Consider the following 15717-nt stretch of genomic DNA (forward strand, 5'->3'; position numbering starts at 1 on the left):
TCAGGTCACGACGAAGCCATGCGCGAACGGGTCGCGGTCGTCGATGAAGATCGTGTTGTAGCCCGTCACCCGCGCCCAGCCGGCGATCGAGGGGATGATCGCGTCGCGCTCGCCGACTTTCGTCCGCCCCTCGATACGGCCCTTGAAGAGCGAGCCGATGATGCTTTCGTGGACGAAGTCCTCGCCCTCCCTGAGCCGCCCTTGCGCCGCCCACTGCGCCATCCGCGCCGAGGTGCCGGTGCCGCAGGGCGAACGGTCGATGGCCTTGTCGCCGTAGAAGACCGCGTTGCGGGCGGTGGCCTCGGGATGCTTCGGCGTACCGGTCCAGAGGATGTGGGACAGGCCCCTGATCTCGGGCTTCTCGGGATGGGTGAAGGTGTATTTCGCGTTCAGCGCGGCGCGCAGCTTCGGGCTCCAGCCGACAAGGTCGATTGCGCGGTGATCCTCGATGTCGCGGAAGTTCGGCTGACTTTCGACGATGGCATAGAAGTTGCCGCCATAGGCGACATCGACGGTGATCTCGCCAAGACCCTCGACCTCGGCGGTCAGCCCCTCGGCATGAAGGAAGGCGGGCACATTCGTCAACCGCACTTCCTCGACGGAGCGCCCCTCCTGCCGGTATTCGGCGATGACGAGTCCCGCCGGCGTGTCGAGCCGCAGGATACCCGGCTTCCTGGGGCTGACGAGGCCGTTCTCGATGGCGGTCGTGACCGTGCCGATGGTGCCGTGGCCGCACATCGGCAGGCAGCCCGAGGTCTCGATGAAAAGGACGCCGACGTCGCAATCCTCGCGCGTCGGGGGATAGAGGATCGAGCCCGACATCTGGTCATGGCCGCGCGGCTCGAACATCAGCCCGGTCCGGATCCAGTCGTATTCGGCGAGGAAATGCGCGCGGCGCTCCAGCATGGTCGCGCCCTGAAGCTGCGGCGCGCCGCCGGCGACGAGGCGGACCGGGTTGCCGCAGGTATGGCCGTCGATGCAGAGGAAGGTGTGGCTGGTCATATGAGGCCCTTGAAACGGTCCGGGGCGAAGGGGGCGAGGTCGATGGCCGGCGTCGCGCCGGTCAGGAGGTCGGCGACCAGATCGGCGGTGGCAGAGGACTGCGTCAGCCCCAGATGGCCGTGGCCGAAGGCATAGATCACGTTCCGCGCGCGGCTCGCCCGGCCGATGGCGGGCAGCGTATCGGGAAGCGACGGCCGGAAGCCCATCCATTCGGTGCCGCCCTCGGTCTTCAGACCGGGCAGGAAGCTCGCGGCCTTCTTCAGCATCGCCCGCGCGCGGGCGTAGTTCGGCGGCAGGTCGAGCCCGCCAAGCTCCACCGCGCCGCCGATGCGGATGCCGGTCGACAGCGGCGCCGCGACGAAGCCGTGTTCGGAGAACGTGATGTGGCGGCGAAGGTCGAAGGCGCCCGGCGGCAACGTGGTGTTGTAGCCGCGTTCGGTCTCGAGCGGGATACGGTCGCCAAGGCTTGCGGCGAGCCGGTGCGAATGGGCGCCGGCGGCAATCACCACGCGGGAGGCCGTGATCGTGGAACCGTCGGCTAGATGGATCGTCGCGCCCTCGAGGCCGGTCTCGACCGCCCGCGCCTCGGCGGTGTCGATCCATCCGCCCTTGCGGATCAGCGTCTCGGCGAGTGCCAACGTGTAGAGCTTCGGATCCGCGATGGCCCACCATTCCTCGGTCGCGATGCCGTGGGTGAAACGCGGCGAGAGGCCGGGCTGCACCTCGGCGATCGCGTCGGCACCGACGAGCGTCCGGTGACTGTAGCCGAAATGCCCGGCCTCCTCGCACTCGCGTCGCGCGGCGTCGAAGGCACGAGCCGATTCCAGCACCTGAATCTGGCCGGTCTTGCGCAGCATATCCGCGGTGCCGGTCAGCGCCATGAAGGGTTCGAGCGTCATTTTCGCGTGGCCCATGAGCGCCGCCTGCGCCCGCGTGGAGGCGGCGACGCGGCCCGGCAGACTGGCCTTCGCGAAGCGCAGCATCCACGGCACGATGCTCGGCGCATAGCGCGCCGGGATCGACAAAGGCCCCAGCGGATCGAGCAGCCATTTCGGCGAGGCGAGCAGCGTGTCGGGCGAGGCGAGCGGGTGGATCTCGGAAAATGCGAAGCCACCGGCATTGCCCGCCGAGGCACCCGAGGCGGGGCCGGTGCGGTCGATCACGCGGACGCTGAGCCCGCGCGAGAGCGCGGCATTGGCGACGGAGAGGCCGATGACACCCGCGCCGATCACGACCAGATCGGCGGGGGAGGTCGGAGCGGCGGGGCGGGTGGTGGCGGTCAATTCGGGCCCATTTCCTGAAAGATCATGCCATGAGAGAGGCGGTTTTCACGGCCGTGCGGAACCCGGCCGTGGGCAGCTTGACCATGACCATAGCGGCCTCCTCATTGGCCCGAAAGTGGGGCGCTTGACCAAGGATCGGGTATTCCATCAGGCCGCCTTGGCGAACCTGGCGAGGTCCGGGCGGCAGGCGATGCGCTCGCGGATCAACCCCTCGACCCGTGTGCGGTGCTCACCCGTCAGAGGCATGCGCGGGGCGCGGACATGCTCGCTCGAGCCGAGCGCCATCGCCTCGGCAAGCTTGATCTGCTGCACGAGGAAGGTCGAGACGTCGAGGTCGAGAAGCGGTCGCAGCCAGCGGTAGATCTCGCGCGCCTCCACGATGCGGCCCGCCTTGGCGAGGTCGTAGATTGCCTGGTTCTCCTTCGGGAAGGCGATGGAGACACCGGACACCCAGCCGTCGCAGCCCATCAAGAGCGCCTCCAGCCCGAGGTTGTCGACCCCGGTCAAGACCTTGAAGCGGTCGCCCACGGTGTTGAAAATCTCGGTGCAGCGCCGGATGTCGTCGGAGCTTTCCTTGATCGCGACCATGAGCGGGTTCTCGGCAAGTTCCAGCATCATCTCGGGCGTCACGTCGACCCGGTAGCCGACCCGGTTCGAGTAGATCATCACCGGCAGCCCGCCGGCGTTGGCGATCGCATTAAGGTTGGCGATCGTCTCGGCGCGGTTGGTGTGGTAGATCGGCGAGGGCACGATCATCAGCCCGTCGGCCCCGGCCTTCGCGGCGCGGGCGGCCAGCGCGCAGGCCTCGCGGGTGCCGGCTTCGGAAATCGTCAGAAGCGCAGGCTTCTTGCCCGCCACCGATTTCGCGGTCTTCAGCACGTCGAGCCGCTCGTCGGGCGACAGCATGTTGCCCTCGCCGAGCGTTCCGCAGGTGATGAGCCCGGCATTGCCGGCCTCGATCTGGAGCGTGAAGCACCGCTCCATCTCGGCGTGATCAAGTTCGCCCCCGGCGGTGAACTTGGTTGTCACGGCGGGCATCATTCCACTCCACATGGGCGGTCCTTTCCTGGGATGGGGCCGGTGCGGCGGGCATCGGCAGAATCTGCGTGACCTGGTTATCGAATATTGGATACAATATGCAAGAAGAAATTGGATCCAATCTGCGATCGGAGGCGACGTGCAGATCGACAGCGTGAATATCGGCCAGACCGCCTCGGCGGCGGTGATCATCTACGAGGCCCTGAAGAAGGCGATCATCGAGGGTCAGCTCAAGGATGGCGAGCCGCTGCGTCAGGACGAGATCGCGCGCATGTTCAACACCAGCCGCATCCCCGTGCGCGAGGCGCTGACCATGCTCGAGCAGCAGGGACTGGTGGCCACCCAGCGCTACAAGGGCGCGGTCGTCGCCGGGATCTCGCCCGACGAGGCAGCGGAGATCTGGGATTTCCGCGCGCTGGTCGAGGGCCGCGTCATCGAGGAGGCGGTGCCGCGGATGACGCCCGAGACGCTCGCCGCCGCGCGGGCGCATCTCGCGGCCTTTTCAGAGGCGACGAATCCGGTCGAATGGGGCGACCACAACCGGCGTTTCCACACCACGCTCTACCGTGACAGCGCGCTTTCCTACCATCTCGGCATCGTCGAGAAGACGCTGGACCGGGTGGACCGCTACCTGCGGGCGCAGCTTTCGCTGTCGAACGGGGTGGCGCGCGCGGATGCCGAACACGAAGCGATCCTCGCCGCCTGCGAGGCCGGCGACCCGGCGCGGGCGGGGGCGCTGACGCGGCAGCACATCCTCGGCGCCAAGGCCAACCTTCTCGATCTGCTGCGGCGCGGCTGAGGCCGGCCGTTCACGAGTCGCCAAGGCCTCTCGAACAACGTCGACCGGAGTTGGGCCGAGAGGAGACGCGGGCGGCCACCAACTCCGGCAGTCGTATCCGGGCGTTGTCAGTTCCTGTCAGGCGGCCTCGGCCATCGCGCAGCTGCACCATGCGAGGATCGCGGCGGGGTCGGCGGGAAGCTCCTCGCCCAGCCCCTCCGAGAAGGTCGCGAATGCATCCAGGTTGAGCGCGTTGACGCCGAGAACGACCGGTAGCTCCATCGCCAGCGCCTCGGCGATGACTGGACGGAACCCGCGGCCCTCGGCCTCGTGCTTGCCGAACTTGTTGAGAATCAGAAGATCGGCGCGGCCGGAGGCGAGGCGGGCCGAGACATCGGCCACCGCGCCCTCGAGGGCTCCGGGATCGAGCCGGCAGCCGCGGGCATTGGCGCCGAGGTTCTGGGTAATGCCGATGGTGGGCCCGTCCGGCAGGATCCGGAGGTCCATGTCGCAATGGAACCGCTGCGGCCGCTGGATGTTGGTCTGCACGACCCCGGTCAGGCGCAGGCCGCGCTTCGCGAGAAGATCGGCGGCCTCGGCAAGAACGCGGTCGGTGAGGCCCTTTTCGCTGGCGGTGATATAGGCAAGGCGCATGGTCTTCCTTTCTCAGCGGGCGTCGGCGCCGCTGATAGTGCAGTCGAGGTTTCTCAGGACCCCGTCGCGGATCCCGTAGATGAGACCGTGCAGCAGCGGGAATTCGCCCTTCGCCCAGGCCCGGCGCAGGATCGGGGTCTCGGCCACGCGGGCGACGCTTTCCAGCACGTTCAGTTCCGCCAGCCGGTCGCGGCGCATCTCGTCATCCTCGATCCGCGCCAGCTCGTGGGCATGTCGTTTCGCGAGCCGCCGGATCGGTTCCAGCCAGTGGTCGGCGAGACCATGCGGCATGTCCTCCTCGGTCGCGGCGCGAACTCCGCCGCAGCCGTAATGGCCGCAAACTATGATCTGGCGGACCTTGAGCGTGTCGACAGCGAATTCGAGCACCGAGAGCAGGTTCATGTCGGACGAGTGCACGACGTTTGCCACGTTGCGGTGAACGAAGACCTCGCCCGGCGCGAGGCCGGAGATCACGTTCGCCGGCACCCGGCTGTCGGAGCAGCCGATCCAGAGGAACTCCGGGCTTTGCTGTTCTGCGAGGCCGTCGAAATAATCGGGGCTTTCGGCCCGGATCTGCGCCGACCACTCGCGGTTGCGCTCGAGAAGAGCTTCGAGGACTTGTGCCATGTCATGCCGCCTTCAGATCTATGCCGGTGACCTCGGCAGCTTCGGCTAGGCTTTCGACAAAGGCACGCGCGGCCCTGGCCCATTCCGCCTTGGCCAGCATCGCGCCTATGCGCGGCGCGGCGGCCTCGAACGGAAGCACCGCGCCTTCGGCGCGTGCGTCGAGGCGGATGATGTGAAGCCCGTAGCGGGTCGTGATCGGCTCGGCCGCGATCTCGCCTTCGGCGAGGCGGTCGAGCACCGCTTCGAACTCGGGCACGGTGTCGCCGGTCGCGATCTGGCCGAGCCTGCCGCCGGCGTCGCGGGACGGGCATGCGGACAACTCGCGCGCGAGCCGGTCGAACTCCCGCGGTGCGCGCGCGAGGTCGGCGAGAACCGCCTCGGCCTTCTCGCGCGCCGCCTCGAGCGCGGCGGCATCGCCGGGCCGCACCGGGAAGAGGATATGCGCGGCCTCGTAGAGCGTCGGCGCGCGAAACTTCGCCGGATCGGCGTCATAGGCGGCGCGGACGGCGTCATCGCCCGGCGCGGCGGGGGCCACCGCCTCGTCGAGGAGCTGGCGCACCAGCGCCTCCTCCTCGGTCTCGGCGCGGTCGGCCTCGGTGACGGGTTCCGCCACCAGCCCGCGCCTGCGCGCCTCCTGCAAGAGAAGCGCGCGGATCGCGAGCGCCCGCCCGGCGGCGCGCCAGGCGATGCCCGGCTTGCCCTTCGGCGCGGAATGCATCTGCGCCTCGGCGGCGATGGTGGCGGCGGGGATAACCTCGCCGTTCACCGTGATGTCGCTCAGGAGCGGTCCCATCTCAGGCCCCGCGCTTCTTCGTCCGCACGATCTGGTAGCCGGGCCGCCAGATGTAGCGGATCGGGGCCGAGAGCATGTGGACAAGCCGCGTGAACGGGAAGAGCAGGAAGATCGTCAGCCCGAGGAAGATGTGCAGCTTGAAGAGCCAGCTCACGTCGGCGATGTAGCTCGCCGCCTGGCCGTCGAAGGTGAAGATGCCGAAGGCCCAGGACATGAACTTCGTCATCTCGTGGCCATCAAGGTGCTGGAGCGAGACGAAGATCGTCAGGATGCCAAGCACGAGCTGCACCATGAGGAGGATCAGGATCCCGGTATCGGCGAAGGTCGAATTCGCCCGGATGCGCGGATCGTAGAGCCGGCGATGCAGCAGCATCGCCCCGCCCGCGAGTGCCATGATCCCGGCGATGCCGCCGACGAGAACCGCCATGGTCTGCTTGAAGCCGTGGCCCACGCCGAAGGCGTCGAAGATCTGGATCGGCGTTAGGAGCCCGATCAGGTGGCCGAAGAAGATGATCAGCACGCCGACATGGAAGAGGCTGGAACCGATCACCAGCTGCTTGCGGCGCAGGAGCTGCGACGACGATGATTTCCAGGTGAACGGGTCGCGTTCATAGCGCGCGATCGAGCCCAGAAGCAGCACCGAGAGCGCGATGTAGGGATATGTTCCGAAGAAGAATTCGTGCATCGTGAGCCCTCCTTACTGGGCCGGCCCGGCTGCGGCCGGGGTTCTGGGCAAGTCCATCCGCGCGAGGATGTCGCGCGAGATCGGGCAGCCCGCGTTCGGGTCGGGGGCGAAGGTGACCTGCGCCTCCTCGTAGACCGCGTCCAGAGCTTCGAGGTCCTCTGGGTCGTCGTCCTTTTCCGACAGAAGCGCGGTGGCCTCGGGGCTGTCGGTACCGGCCCTGGCGAGCTTCGCCAGCGCCGTCAGGACGGCCGCGTAGGGCGTGTCGCGCCGGGTCAGACGTTCGGCGAGGACGGCGATGATGTGACCGGCATCGGCGAGGATTTCCTGCGCCTCGGCCAGGGGCCGGGTCGAGAGGAATTCCAGCAGAACCGGCAGGTGGTCGGGAAGCTCCGGCCCGGTGAGGTCGAAGCCGCCCGCCCGGTAGGTCTCCAGGAGATCCACCATCGCGCCGCCGCGATCCCGGCTTTCGCCATGGATATGCTCGAAGAGATTGAGCGAGAGCGTGCGCGAGCGGTCGAACAGGAGCACGTAGCGCTCCTGCAGGTCGTAAATGTCGCCCTCTTCCATCCCGGAGAGCAGCGGCTCCAGCGCAAGGCGCTGGCCGAGATGCAGGAGGCCGTCAGCCTCCAGCACATCGCGGATCGCCGGCACGGCGGACTGAAGGTCCGCCGTCGGGTAGGAAAGGAGCGCGGAGATCGCCTTGAAGGTCTTCATTTCCAGCCCTCCGCAGGTGTCACGAACTTGCGGCTGCCGAAGAGCTTGCCGCCGGTCGTGCCGGTCGAGCAGCCGTTGCCGTCGGTGAAGCCGCAGCCGCCGCGCAGGTCGTAGGCGTCCTCGACCAGCTCGCGGTGCGTCGTCGGGATGACGAAGCGGTCCTCGTAGTTGGCGATGGCCATGATCCTGTACATCTCGTCGATCTGGTGCGGCGTGAGGCCGACCCGGTTGGCAACGCCGAGATTGACGACCCCGTCCACGGTCTTCGACCGCATGTAGGAGCGCATGGCGAGCATCCGCTCCAGCGCGGTGATCACCGGCGCCTCGTCGCCCGCCGTCAGCATGTTGGCCAGATAGCGGACCGGGATGCGGAGCGATTTCACGTCCGGCATGTCGTCCTTCGCCGCGATCTGGCCAGCGGCCGCCGCGTTCTGGATCGGCGAGAGCGGCGGAATGTACCACACCATCGGCAGCGTCCGGTATTCCGGATGCAGCGGGAAGGCGATTTTCCATTCCATAGCCATCTTCCAGATCGGCGACTTGCGGGCCGAGGCGATCCAGTCCTCCGGCACGCCTTCGGCGCGGGCGGCCTCGATCACGGCAGGATCATTGGGGTCGAGGAAGACGCCAAGCTGGGCGTCGTAAAGCTCCTTCTCGCCCGCGACCGATGCCGCTTCCGCGATCTTGTCGGCGTCATAGAGCATCACGCCGATGTAGCGGATCCGGCCCACGCAGGTTTCCGAGCAGACCGTGGGCATGCCGGATTCCAGGCGCGGATAGCAGAGCGTGCACTTCTCCGACTTCCCCGTCGACCAGTTGTAGTAGATCTTCTTGTAGGGGCAGCCCGAGACGCACATCCGCCAGCCGCGGCACTTCTCCTGGTCGATCAGGACCACGCCGTCCTCTTCGCGCTTGTAGATCGCGCCGGAAGGGCACGACGCGGCGCAGGCCGGGTTGAGGCAGTGCTCGCAGAGCCGCGGCAGGTACATCATGAACGTATTTTCATACTGTCCGTAGATGTCCTTCTGGATGCCCTCGAAGTTGTAGTCCTTGCCACGCTTCTCGAACTCGCCGCCGAGGATCTCCTCCCAGTTCGGACCCCATTCGATCTTTTCCATCCGCTCGCCCGAGATCTTCGAGCGTGGGCGCGCGGTGGGGAAGGCCGGCATTTCGGGGGCCGATTTCAGGTGGTCGTAGTCGAAGTCGAACGGCTCGTAGAAGTCGTCGATCTCCGGCAGATCGGGGTTGGCGAAGATGTTCGCGAGGATCCGCCACTTGCCGCCCTGCTTGGGCTTGAGGCCGCCCGACGAGGTCCGCTCCCAGCCGCCGTTCCAGCGCTTCTGGTTCTCCCAGTCCTTCGGATAACCGATGCCGGGCTTGGTCTCGACGTTGTTGAACCAGGCGTATTCGACGCCGTCGCGGCTGGTCCAGACGTTCTTGCAGGTGACGGAACAGGTGTGACACCCGATGCATTTATCGAGGTTCAGCACCATGCCGATTTGTGCGCGTACTTTCATTCCGCAGCCTCCACTTTCGAGACCGGCGTGTCGAGCCAGTCGACATTGTCCATCTTGCGGACCACGACGAGTTCGTCGCGGTTCGCACCGACGGTGCCGTAGTAGTTGAAGCCGTAGCTCTGCTGGGCGTAGCCGCCGATCATGTGCGTGGGCTTGACGATCGCGCGGGTGACGGAGTTGTGGATGCCGCCCCGCTTGCCGGTGATGTTCGATCCCGGCGTGTTCACGATCTTCTCCTGCGCGTGGTACATGAAGAGCGTGCCGTCCTTCATCCGCTGGCTGACGACCGCACGGGCGGTGAGAACCCCGTTGGTGTTGAAGACCTCGACCCAGTCGTTGTCGACGATCCCCGCCACCTTGGCGTCATTCTCGGAGATCCAGACGACCGGCCCGCCCCTGTTCAGCGTGAGCATCAGGAGGTTGTCGGAATAGGTCGAGTGGATGCCCCATTTCTGGTGCGGCGTGATGAAGTTGAGGACGACGTGCTTCTCGTTTGCGCCGAGATGGCCCGTCGCGCCCGCAGTGATGGTCTTGAGATCCACCGGCGGCCGCCAGGTCACGAAGAATTCGCCGAAGGCCTGCATCCATTCGTGGTCCTGGTAGAGCTGCTGGCGGCCCGAGACGGTGCGCCACGGGATCAGCTCGTGGACGTTGGTCCAGCCGGCGTTGTAGCAGACCTCCTCGCTCTCGATGCCCGACCAGGTCGGGGACGAGATGATCTTGCGCGGCTGCGCAGCGATGTCGCGGAAGCGGATCTTCTCGTCTTCCTTGACCTCGGCCAGGTGGGCGTGTTCACGGCCCGTGGCCTTCGACAGCGCCTCCCAGGCCTTGACCGCAACTTCGCCGTTGGTTTCCGGCGCGAGCATGAGGATCACTTCGCAGGCGTCGATCGCGGTCTCGATCTTTGCCATGCCCTCGGTCGGGCCGCTGACATGGGTGCCGTTCAGGTCCTTGAGGTGATGCACCTCGGTCTTGGTGTCCCAGGCGATGCCTTTGCCGCCGTTGCCGACCTTGTCCATGAGGGGGCCAAGCGAGCGGAAGCGGTCGAAGAGGTTCGGATAGTCCCGCTCCACCGCGATATAGGCCGGCGCGGTCTTGCCCGGAACGAGGTCGCATTCGCCCTTCTTCCAGTCCTGGACGATCGGCTGCGCGATCTCGCCGGGGCTGTCGTGCTGCAGCGGAAGCTGCACCACGTCGGTCTCCACCCCGAGGATCTCGGGCGCGACCTCGGAGAATTTCTTCGCGATCGACTTGAAGATCTCCCAGTCCGACTTCGACTCGTAGGCCGGATCCACCGCCGCCTGCAGCGGGTGGATGAACGGGTGCATGTCGGAGGTGTTGAGGTCGTCCTTCTCGTACCACGACGCGGTCGGCAGCACGATGTCGGAATAGACCGCCGTCGTCGACATGCGGAAGTCGAGCGTGACCAGAAGGTCGAGCTTGCCCTCCGGCGCCTTGTCGTGCCAGCGGGCCTCGACCGGCTTCTTGCGGCCTTCCTCGCCCAGATCCTTGCCCAGAACACCGTGATCGGTGCCGAGAAGGTGCTTGAGGAAGTATTCGTGCCCCTTGCCCGACGACCCCAGAAGGTTCGAGCGCCAGACGAAGAGGTTGCGCGGCCAGTTCTCCGGCGCGTCCGGATCCTCGGCCGACATCTCCAGCGTCCCGGCCTTCAACTGCTCGGCGACATATTCCGGGATTGCCTTGCCCGCCGCCTTCGCCGCGCGGCCAACCTCGAGCGGGTTGGTGCGGAGCTGCGGCGCGGAGGGAAGCCAGCCCATCCGCTCGGCGCGGATGTTGTAGTCGATGAGGCTGAGGTCCTTGTAGTCGCCCTCCGGCGCGGTCGGCGAGAGGATCTCGGACGACGACACCGTCTCGTAGCGCCACTGGTCGGTATGGGCGTACCAGGCCGAGGTCGAGTTCATGTGCCGCGGCGGACGCGCCCAGTCGAGCGCGAAGGCGAGCGCGGTCCAGCCGGTCTGCGGACGCAGCTTCTCCTGGCCCACGTAATGCGCCCAGCCGCCACCGGATTGACCCACGGCGCCGCACATCACCAGCATGTTGATGACGGCCCGGTAGTTCATGTCCATGTGGTACCAGTGGTTCATCGCCGCGCCGATGATGATCATCGACTTGCCGTTCGTCTTCTCGGCATTGGCGGCGAATTCCCGTGCGACCTGGATGATCCGGTCGCGCTTCACGCCGGTGATCTTCTCCGCCCAGGCGGGCGTGAAGGGCACGTCGGCATTGAAGTCGCTGGCGACATGATCGCCGCCGAGGCCGCGATCGAGGCTGTAGTTGGCGCAGAAGAGGTCGAAGACGGTGGCGACGTAATGCTCCTCGCCGTCCGCGAGCTTGATCTTCTTCACCGGCACGTTGCGGGTCAGCACCTCGCCGCGCGCGTCGTTCTCCCAGCCGTTCGAGGCCATGCCGCCGAAATAGGGGAAGTCGACGCCGATCACGTCGTCGCGGTCGGTGTCAAGGACGAGGCTCATCTTGAGCGTCACGTCCTTGCCCTCGGCCTTCTCCTCCAGGTTCCACTTGCCGGTCTCGCCCCAGCGGAAGCCGACCGAGCCGTTCGGGACGATGATCTTGCCCGACTTCTCGTCGATGGCGACAGTCTTCCATTCGGGGTTGTTCGACTGGCCGAGCGACTTGTCGAAGTCGGAGGCCCGAAGCTGCTTGCCGGGAACGTAGCCGTCGCCCTTCGGCTCCAGCTTCACCAGCATCGGCATGTCGGTGTACTTGCGGCAGTAGTCCTCGAAATACTCCGCCTGCCGGTCGAGGTGGAACTCGCGCAGGATCACGTGGCCCATCGCCATGCCGAGCGCCGCATCCGTGCCCTGCTTGGCGTTGAGCCAGATGTCGGAGAACTTCGCGGCCTCGGAATAGTCGGGGCTGACGACCGCCGACTTGGTGCCGCGATAGCGCGCCTCGGTGTAGAAATGCGCGTCCGGGGTCCGGGTCTGCGGCACGTTCGAGCCCCAGAGGATCAGGTAGCCCGCATTGTACCAGTCGGCCGATTCCGGCACGTCGGTCTGCTCGCCCCAGGTCATCGGCGAGGCCGGCGGCAAGTCGCAATACCAGTCGTAGAACGACATGCAGGTGCCGCCGAGGAGGCTGAGGTAGCGCGAACCGGCCGCGTAGGAGACCATCGACATTGCCGGGATCGGCGAGAAGCCGAAGACCCGGTCGGGGCCGTAGGTCTTTGCCGTGTAGGCGTTCGCGGTCGCGACGATCTCGGTCACCTCATCCCAGCTCGCGCGGACGAAGCCGCCCTTGCCGCGGGTCCTGGTATATTCGGCGCGCTTGGCCGGGTCGGACTGGATCGCGGTCCAGGCCTCGACCGGGCTCTTGGTGCGGCGCAACTCGCGCCACATCCGCATCAGCCGGCCGCGCACCAGCGGCGTCTTCACCCGGTTGGCCGAGTAAAGATACCAGCTGTAGGAGGCGCCGCGCGCACAGCCGCGCGGCTCGTGGTTCGGCAGGTCCGCGCGGGTGCGCGGATAGTCGGTCTGCTGGGTCTCCCAGGTCACGATCCCGGACTTGACGTAGATCTTCCAGGAGCACGACCCGGTGCAGTTCACCCCGTGCGTGGAGCGCACGATCTTGTCGTGGCGCCAGCGGTTCCGGTAGGTGTCTTCCCAGTCGCGGTTTTCGATTGTGGTCTGTCCGTGCCCGTCCGCAAAGGTATCCTTGCGGACGGACTTCAGGAAGTTCAGACGGTCGAGAAGATGGCTCATCTTGCTCTCCTATTGGTTCAGGCCTGAGCCGGTTTGGCCGCGATCCGGCCACGCTCGAGGTCATGGAGAAGACCGCCGGGCCGCGTGTAGTAGACCCAGGTCAGGACAACGCAGATCGCGTAGAAGCCGAGGAAGCCCCAGAGCGCCATGAAGGGGGCGCCGGTCATGGCGATCGAGGTGCCGTAGGCCTTCGGGATGAAGAAGGCGCCGTAGGCTGCGATCGCCGAGGTGAAGGCGATGATCGCGGCGCTCTCGCGCTCCGCCTGCTTGCGGATCGCGGGGGCGTCGAGGTTCGGCATGAGGCGCGGGATCTCGCGGCCCATGATCGCCGGGATCATCTGGAAGGTGGAGGCGTTGCCGACACCGGTCAGGAAGAACAGCGCCATGAAGCAGGCGAAGAAGCCGGCGAAGGAACCGCCCGTGCCATCCGTCGGCAGGAAGGTGATCACGCCGAAGACCGCCACGATCATGCCGAGGAACACCCAGAAGGTCACGCGGCCGCCGCCGAACTTGTCCGAGACCCAGCCGGTGGCTGCACGCGACAGCGCGCCGACGAGGGGGCCGAGGAAGACGTACTGCAGCGCGTTCACTTCCGGGAACATGAGCTTGGTCAGGAGCGGGAAGCCCGCCGAGTAGCCAATGAAGCTGCCGAAGGTCCCGGTGTAGAGGATGCACATGATCCAGTTGTGGAAGCGGGTGAAGATCACCGCCTGGTCACGGAACGAGGCCTTCGCGTCGGCGATGTCGTTCATGCCGAGCCAGGCCGCGATGGTCGCGACGATGATGAACGGAACCCAGACGAAGCCCGCGTTCTGCATCCAGAGCTGCGCGCCTTCCGCGGTGGTCTGCGCTTCGCCGCCCATGGCGCCGAAGACGCCCATGGTGATGACGATCGGCACGAGGAACTGCATGACCGACACGCCGAGGTTGCCGAGGCCCGCGTTGAGCGCCAGCGCGTTGCCCTTTTCAGCCTTCGGGAAGAAGTAGGCGATGTTGGCCATCGAGGAGGCGAAGTTGCCGCCGCCGAGGCCGCAGAGAAGCGCCAGCACCATGAAGATCAGGTAGGGCGTCTCCGGGTTCTGCACCGAGTAGCCGATGCCGATGGCGGGCAGCAGGAGCGATGCGGTCGAGAGCGTCGTCCAGAGCCGGCCGCCGAAGATCGGCACCATGAAGCTGTAGAAGATGCGCAGGGTCGCGCCCGAAAGGCCGGGCAGAGCGGCGAGCCAGAAGAGCTGGCCGGGCGTGAAGTCGAAGCCGATGGCGGGCAACCGCGCGACGACCATCGACCACACCATCCAGACCGAGAAGGCCAGGAGCAGCGCCGGGATCGACAGCCACAGGTTGCGGCGCGCGATCTTGCGGCCCTTTTCGTCCCAGAACGCCTTGTCCTCGGGACGCCAGTCGTCAAGCGTATGAGTGGTCATTACCGTTTTTCCAGGGATGTGGATGGGCTGCATCTCGGGCAGGCCCGGAAGCTCGTCGAGCGTCTTGCCGATGGCGGCACGTTCCATCTGACGGATGGACATGTGCATCCAGACGAGCGCGATCGCGACGAGGATGAAGAGCAGAGCGAAGCAGCTCGTGTAGATGCCGGTCAGGTCGAGAAGTGCCCCGAACAGGATCGGCAGGATGAAGCCGCCGAGGCCGCCGATCATGCCGACGAGGCCGCCGACCGCACCGACGTGCTTGGGATAGTAGACCGGGATGTGCTTGTAGACCGCGGCCTTGCCGAGCGACATGAAGAAGCCGAGGCAGAAGAGCGTCACGACGAAGGGCCAGCGCCCCATCTCAGTCGAGAAGTGGATCGGGCCGTCCTTGCCCTGGATGACGTATTCGGTGGGCGGATAGGACAGCATGAAGAGGAAGATCAGCGAGAAGCCGAAGGTCCAGTACATCACCGAACGGGCGCCGAAGCGGTCCGAGAGGTGGCCGCCATAGGCGCGGAAGAGCGAGGCCGAAAGCGAGAAGGCCGCCGCCGACATGCCCGCCGTCTTCACGTCGACGCCATAGACGTCGATCAGGTAGTGCGGCATCCAGAGCGCCAGCGCCACGAAGGCGCCGAAGACGAAGAAGTAGTAGAGCGAGAAGCGCCAGACCTGGAGGTTCCTCAGGGGTGCGAACTGCTCACGCAGGCTCGGCGCCTTGACGCCGGTCTTGCGGCGCTCGACCAGCATCGGATCGTCCTTGGCGAGGAAGAAGAAGATCACGCCCATGAGCGCGATGCCCACGGCCCAGACCTGCGCCACGCCTTGCCAGCCATAGGCGACCATGACGAAGGGCGCGAGGAACTTGGTCACCGCCGCGCCGACGTTGCCGGCGCCGAAGATGCCAAGCGCGGTGCCCTGCTTGCCCGGCCCGTACCAGCGCGAGACGTAGGCGACGCCGATTATGAACGAGCCGCCGGCAAGGCCGATGCCCAGCGCGGCGATCAGGTACATCACATAGGTATGGGCGAGCGTCAGCGCCCAGGTCGCGAGACCCGTCAGGATCATCTGCAGCGAGAACACGATCTTGCCGCCGTATTTCTCGGTCCAGACGCCGAGGATCAGGCGGGTGAGCGAACCGGTAAGGATGGGGGTCGCGACCAGAAGGCCGAACTCGAACTCCGAGAGCCCGAGCTCCTTCTTGATCGCGACGCCGATGATGGAAAAGATCGTCCAGACTGCAAAGCAGACCGTGAACGCAATGGTGCTGAGTGCAAGGGCGCGGGTCTGGTCGCCCTTCGACACATGCGAGCCATCTAGCATAGTCGCCTCCGTGAGTGGTGGCACGGGTGGCATAGGCCCCCCGCGATTGGCGGCAAAGAACCACCACGCCGCTTCTCAAGGTTTGATCGAAGTCAAATTTTCGCGCTTTTCCCGGAAAATTCAGGCTCTTATGAAGAAT

The 15717-nt window shown here is 66.2% G+C and carries 13 protein-coding genes; 1 reads left to right on the forward strand and 12 read right to left on the reverse strand.

The window, feature by feature from the left end; translation table 11 throughout:
- Genes R5H32_RS06835 through R5H32_RS06850 form a run of 4 tightly spaced genes read right to left on the reverse strand, consistent with a single transcriptional unit; the run spans nt 1 to nt 3323 of the window.
- Nucleotides 1–1002 (reverse strand): 4-hydroxyproline epimerase, encoded by a 1002-nt coding sequence (locus R5H32_RS06835; RefSeq protein ID WP_318337942.1) that lies wholly within the window; start codon nt 1000–1002, stop codon nt 1–3.
- Nucleotides 999–2285, reverse strand: a complete 1287-nt coding sequence (locus tag R5H32_RS06840) for an NAD(P)/FAD-dependent oxidoreductase (protein WP_318337943.1) — start codon at nt 2283–2285, stop codon at nt 999–1001. Before R5H32_RS06840 ends, R5H32_RS06835 begins: the two co-directional genes overlap by 4 nt.
- Before the next feature lie 22 nt (nt 2286–2307).
- Nucleotides 2308–2433: a hypothetical protein gene (locus R5H32_RS06845; protein ID WP_318337944.1), complete on the reverse strand. Its 126-nt coding sequence runs from the start codon at nt 2431–2433 to the stop codon at nt 2308–2310.
- Nucleotides 2433–3323 (reverse strand): dihydrodipicolinate synthase family protein, encoded by an 891-nt coding sequence (locus tag R5H32_RS06850; protein WP_318337945.1) that lies wholly within the window; start codon nt 3321–3323, stop codon nt 2433–2435. Before R5H32_RS06850 ends, R5H32_RS06845 begins: the two co-directional genes overlap by 1 nt.
- 139 nt (nt 3324–3462) lie before the next feature.
- Between R5H32_RS06850 and R5H32_RS06855 the strand changes: the two genes are divergently transcribed.
- On the forward strand, nt 3463–4122 hold the full coding sequence (locus R5H32_RS06855; protein ID WP_318337946.1) for a GntR family transcriptional regulator: 660 nt from the start codon (nt 3463–3465) through the stop codon (nt 4120–4122).
- Nucleotides 4123–4239: 117 nt separating this feature from the next.
- On the opposite strand, the gene R5H32_RS06860 is transcribed toward R5H32_RS06855, so the two are convergent.
- The 8 genes from R5H32_RS06860 to R5H32_RS06895 are packed head-to-tail and all read right to left on the reverse strand — an operon-like array spanning nt 4240 to nt 15578.
- Nucleotides 4240–4755 carry a DUF2478 domain-containing protein gene (locus R5H32_RS06860; protein WP_318337947.1) on the reverse strand — a complete coding sequence of 172 codons (516 nt, stop codon included), beginning with the start codon at nt 4753–4755 and terminating at the stop codon, nt 4240–4242.
- A 12-nt stretch (nt 4756–4767) separates the two neighbouring features.
- Nucleotides 4768–5382: a carbonic anhydrase gene (locus tag R5H32_RS06865; RefSeq protein WP_318337948.1), complete on the reverse strand. Its 615-nt coding sequence runs from the start codon at nt 5380–5382 to the stop codon at nt 4768–4770.
- Nucleotide 5383: 1 nt separating this feature from the next.
- On the reverse strand, nt 5384–6175 hold the full coding sequence (locus R5H32_RS06870) for a peptidylprolyl isomerase (protein ID WP_318337949.1): 792 nt from the start codon (nt 6173–6175) through the stop codon (nt 5384–5386).
- 1 nt (nt 6176) lies between these two features.
- Nucleotides 6177–6860 carry a respiratory nitrate reductase subunit gamma gene (gene narI / locus R5H32_RS06875; protein ID WP_318337950.1) on the reverse strand — a complete coding sequence of 228 codons (684 nt, stop codon included), beginning with the start codon at nt 6858–6860 and terminating at the stop codon, nt 6177–6179.
- A gap of 12 nt (nt 6861–6872) precedes the next feature.
- On the reverse strand, nt 6873–7574 hold the full coding sequence (gene narJ / locus R5H32_RS06880) for a nitrate reductase molybdenum cofactor assembly chaperone (RefSeq protein WP_318337951.1): 702 nt from the start codon (nt 7572–7574) through the stop codon (nt 6873–6875).
- Nucleotides 7571–9091, reverse strand: a complete 1521-nt coding sequence (gene narH, locus R5H32_RS06885) for a nitrate reductase subunit beta (protein ID WP_318337952.1) — start codon at nt 9089–9091, stop codon at nt 7571–7573. The genes narJ and narH overlap by 4 nt, the downstream gene beginning before the upstream one ends.
- A complete protein-coding gene (locus R5H32_RS06890) occupies nt 9088–12831 on the reverse strand; it encodes a nitrate reductase subunit alpha (RefSeq protein ID WP_318337953.1) in 3744 nt (1247 codons plus the stop codon). The genes narH and R5H32_RS06890 overlap by 4 nt, the downstream gene beginning before the upstream one ends.
- A gap of 17 nt (nt 12832–12848) precedes the next feature.
- Nucleotides 12849–15578, reverse strand: coding sequence for an MFS transporter (locus R5H32_RS06895; protein WP_318337954.1), 2730 nt, complete (start codon nt 15576–15578; stop codon nt 12849–12851).
- Nucleotides 15579–15717 lie beyond the last annotated feature (139 nt).

The organism is Defluviimonas sp. D31 (genome assembly GCF_033436765.1).
GTDB lineage: Bacteria > Pseudomonadota > Alphaproteobacteria > Rhodobacterales > Rhodobacteraceae > Albidovulum.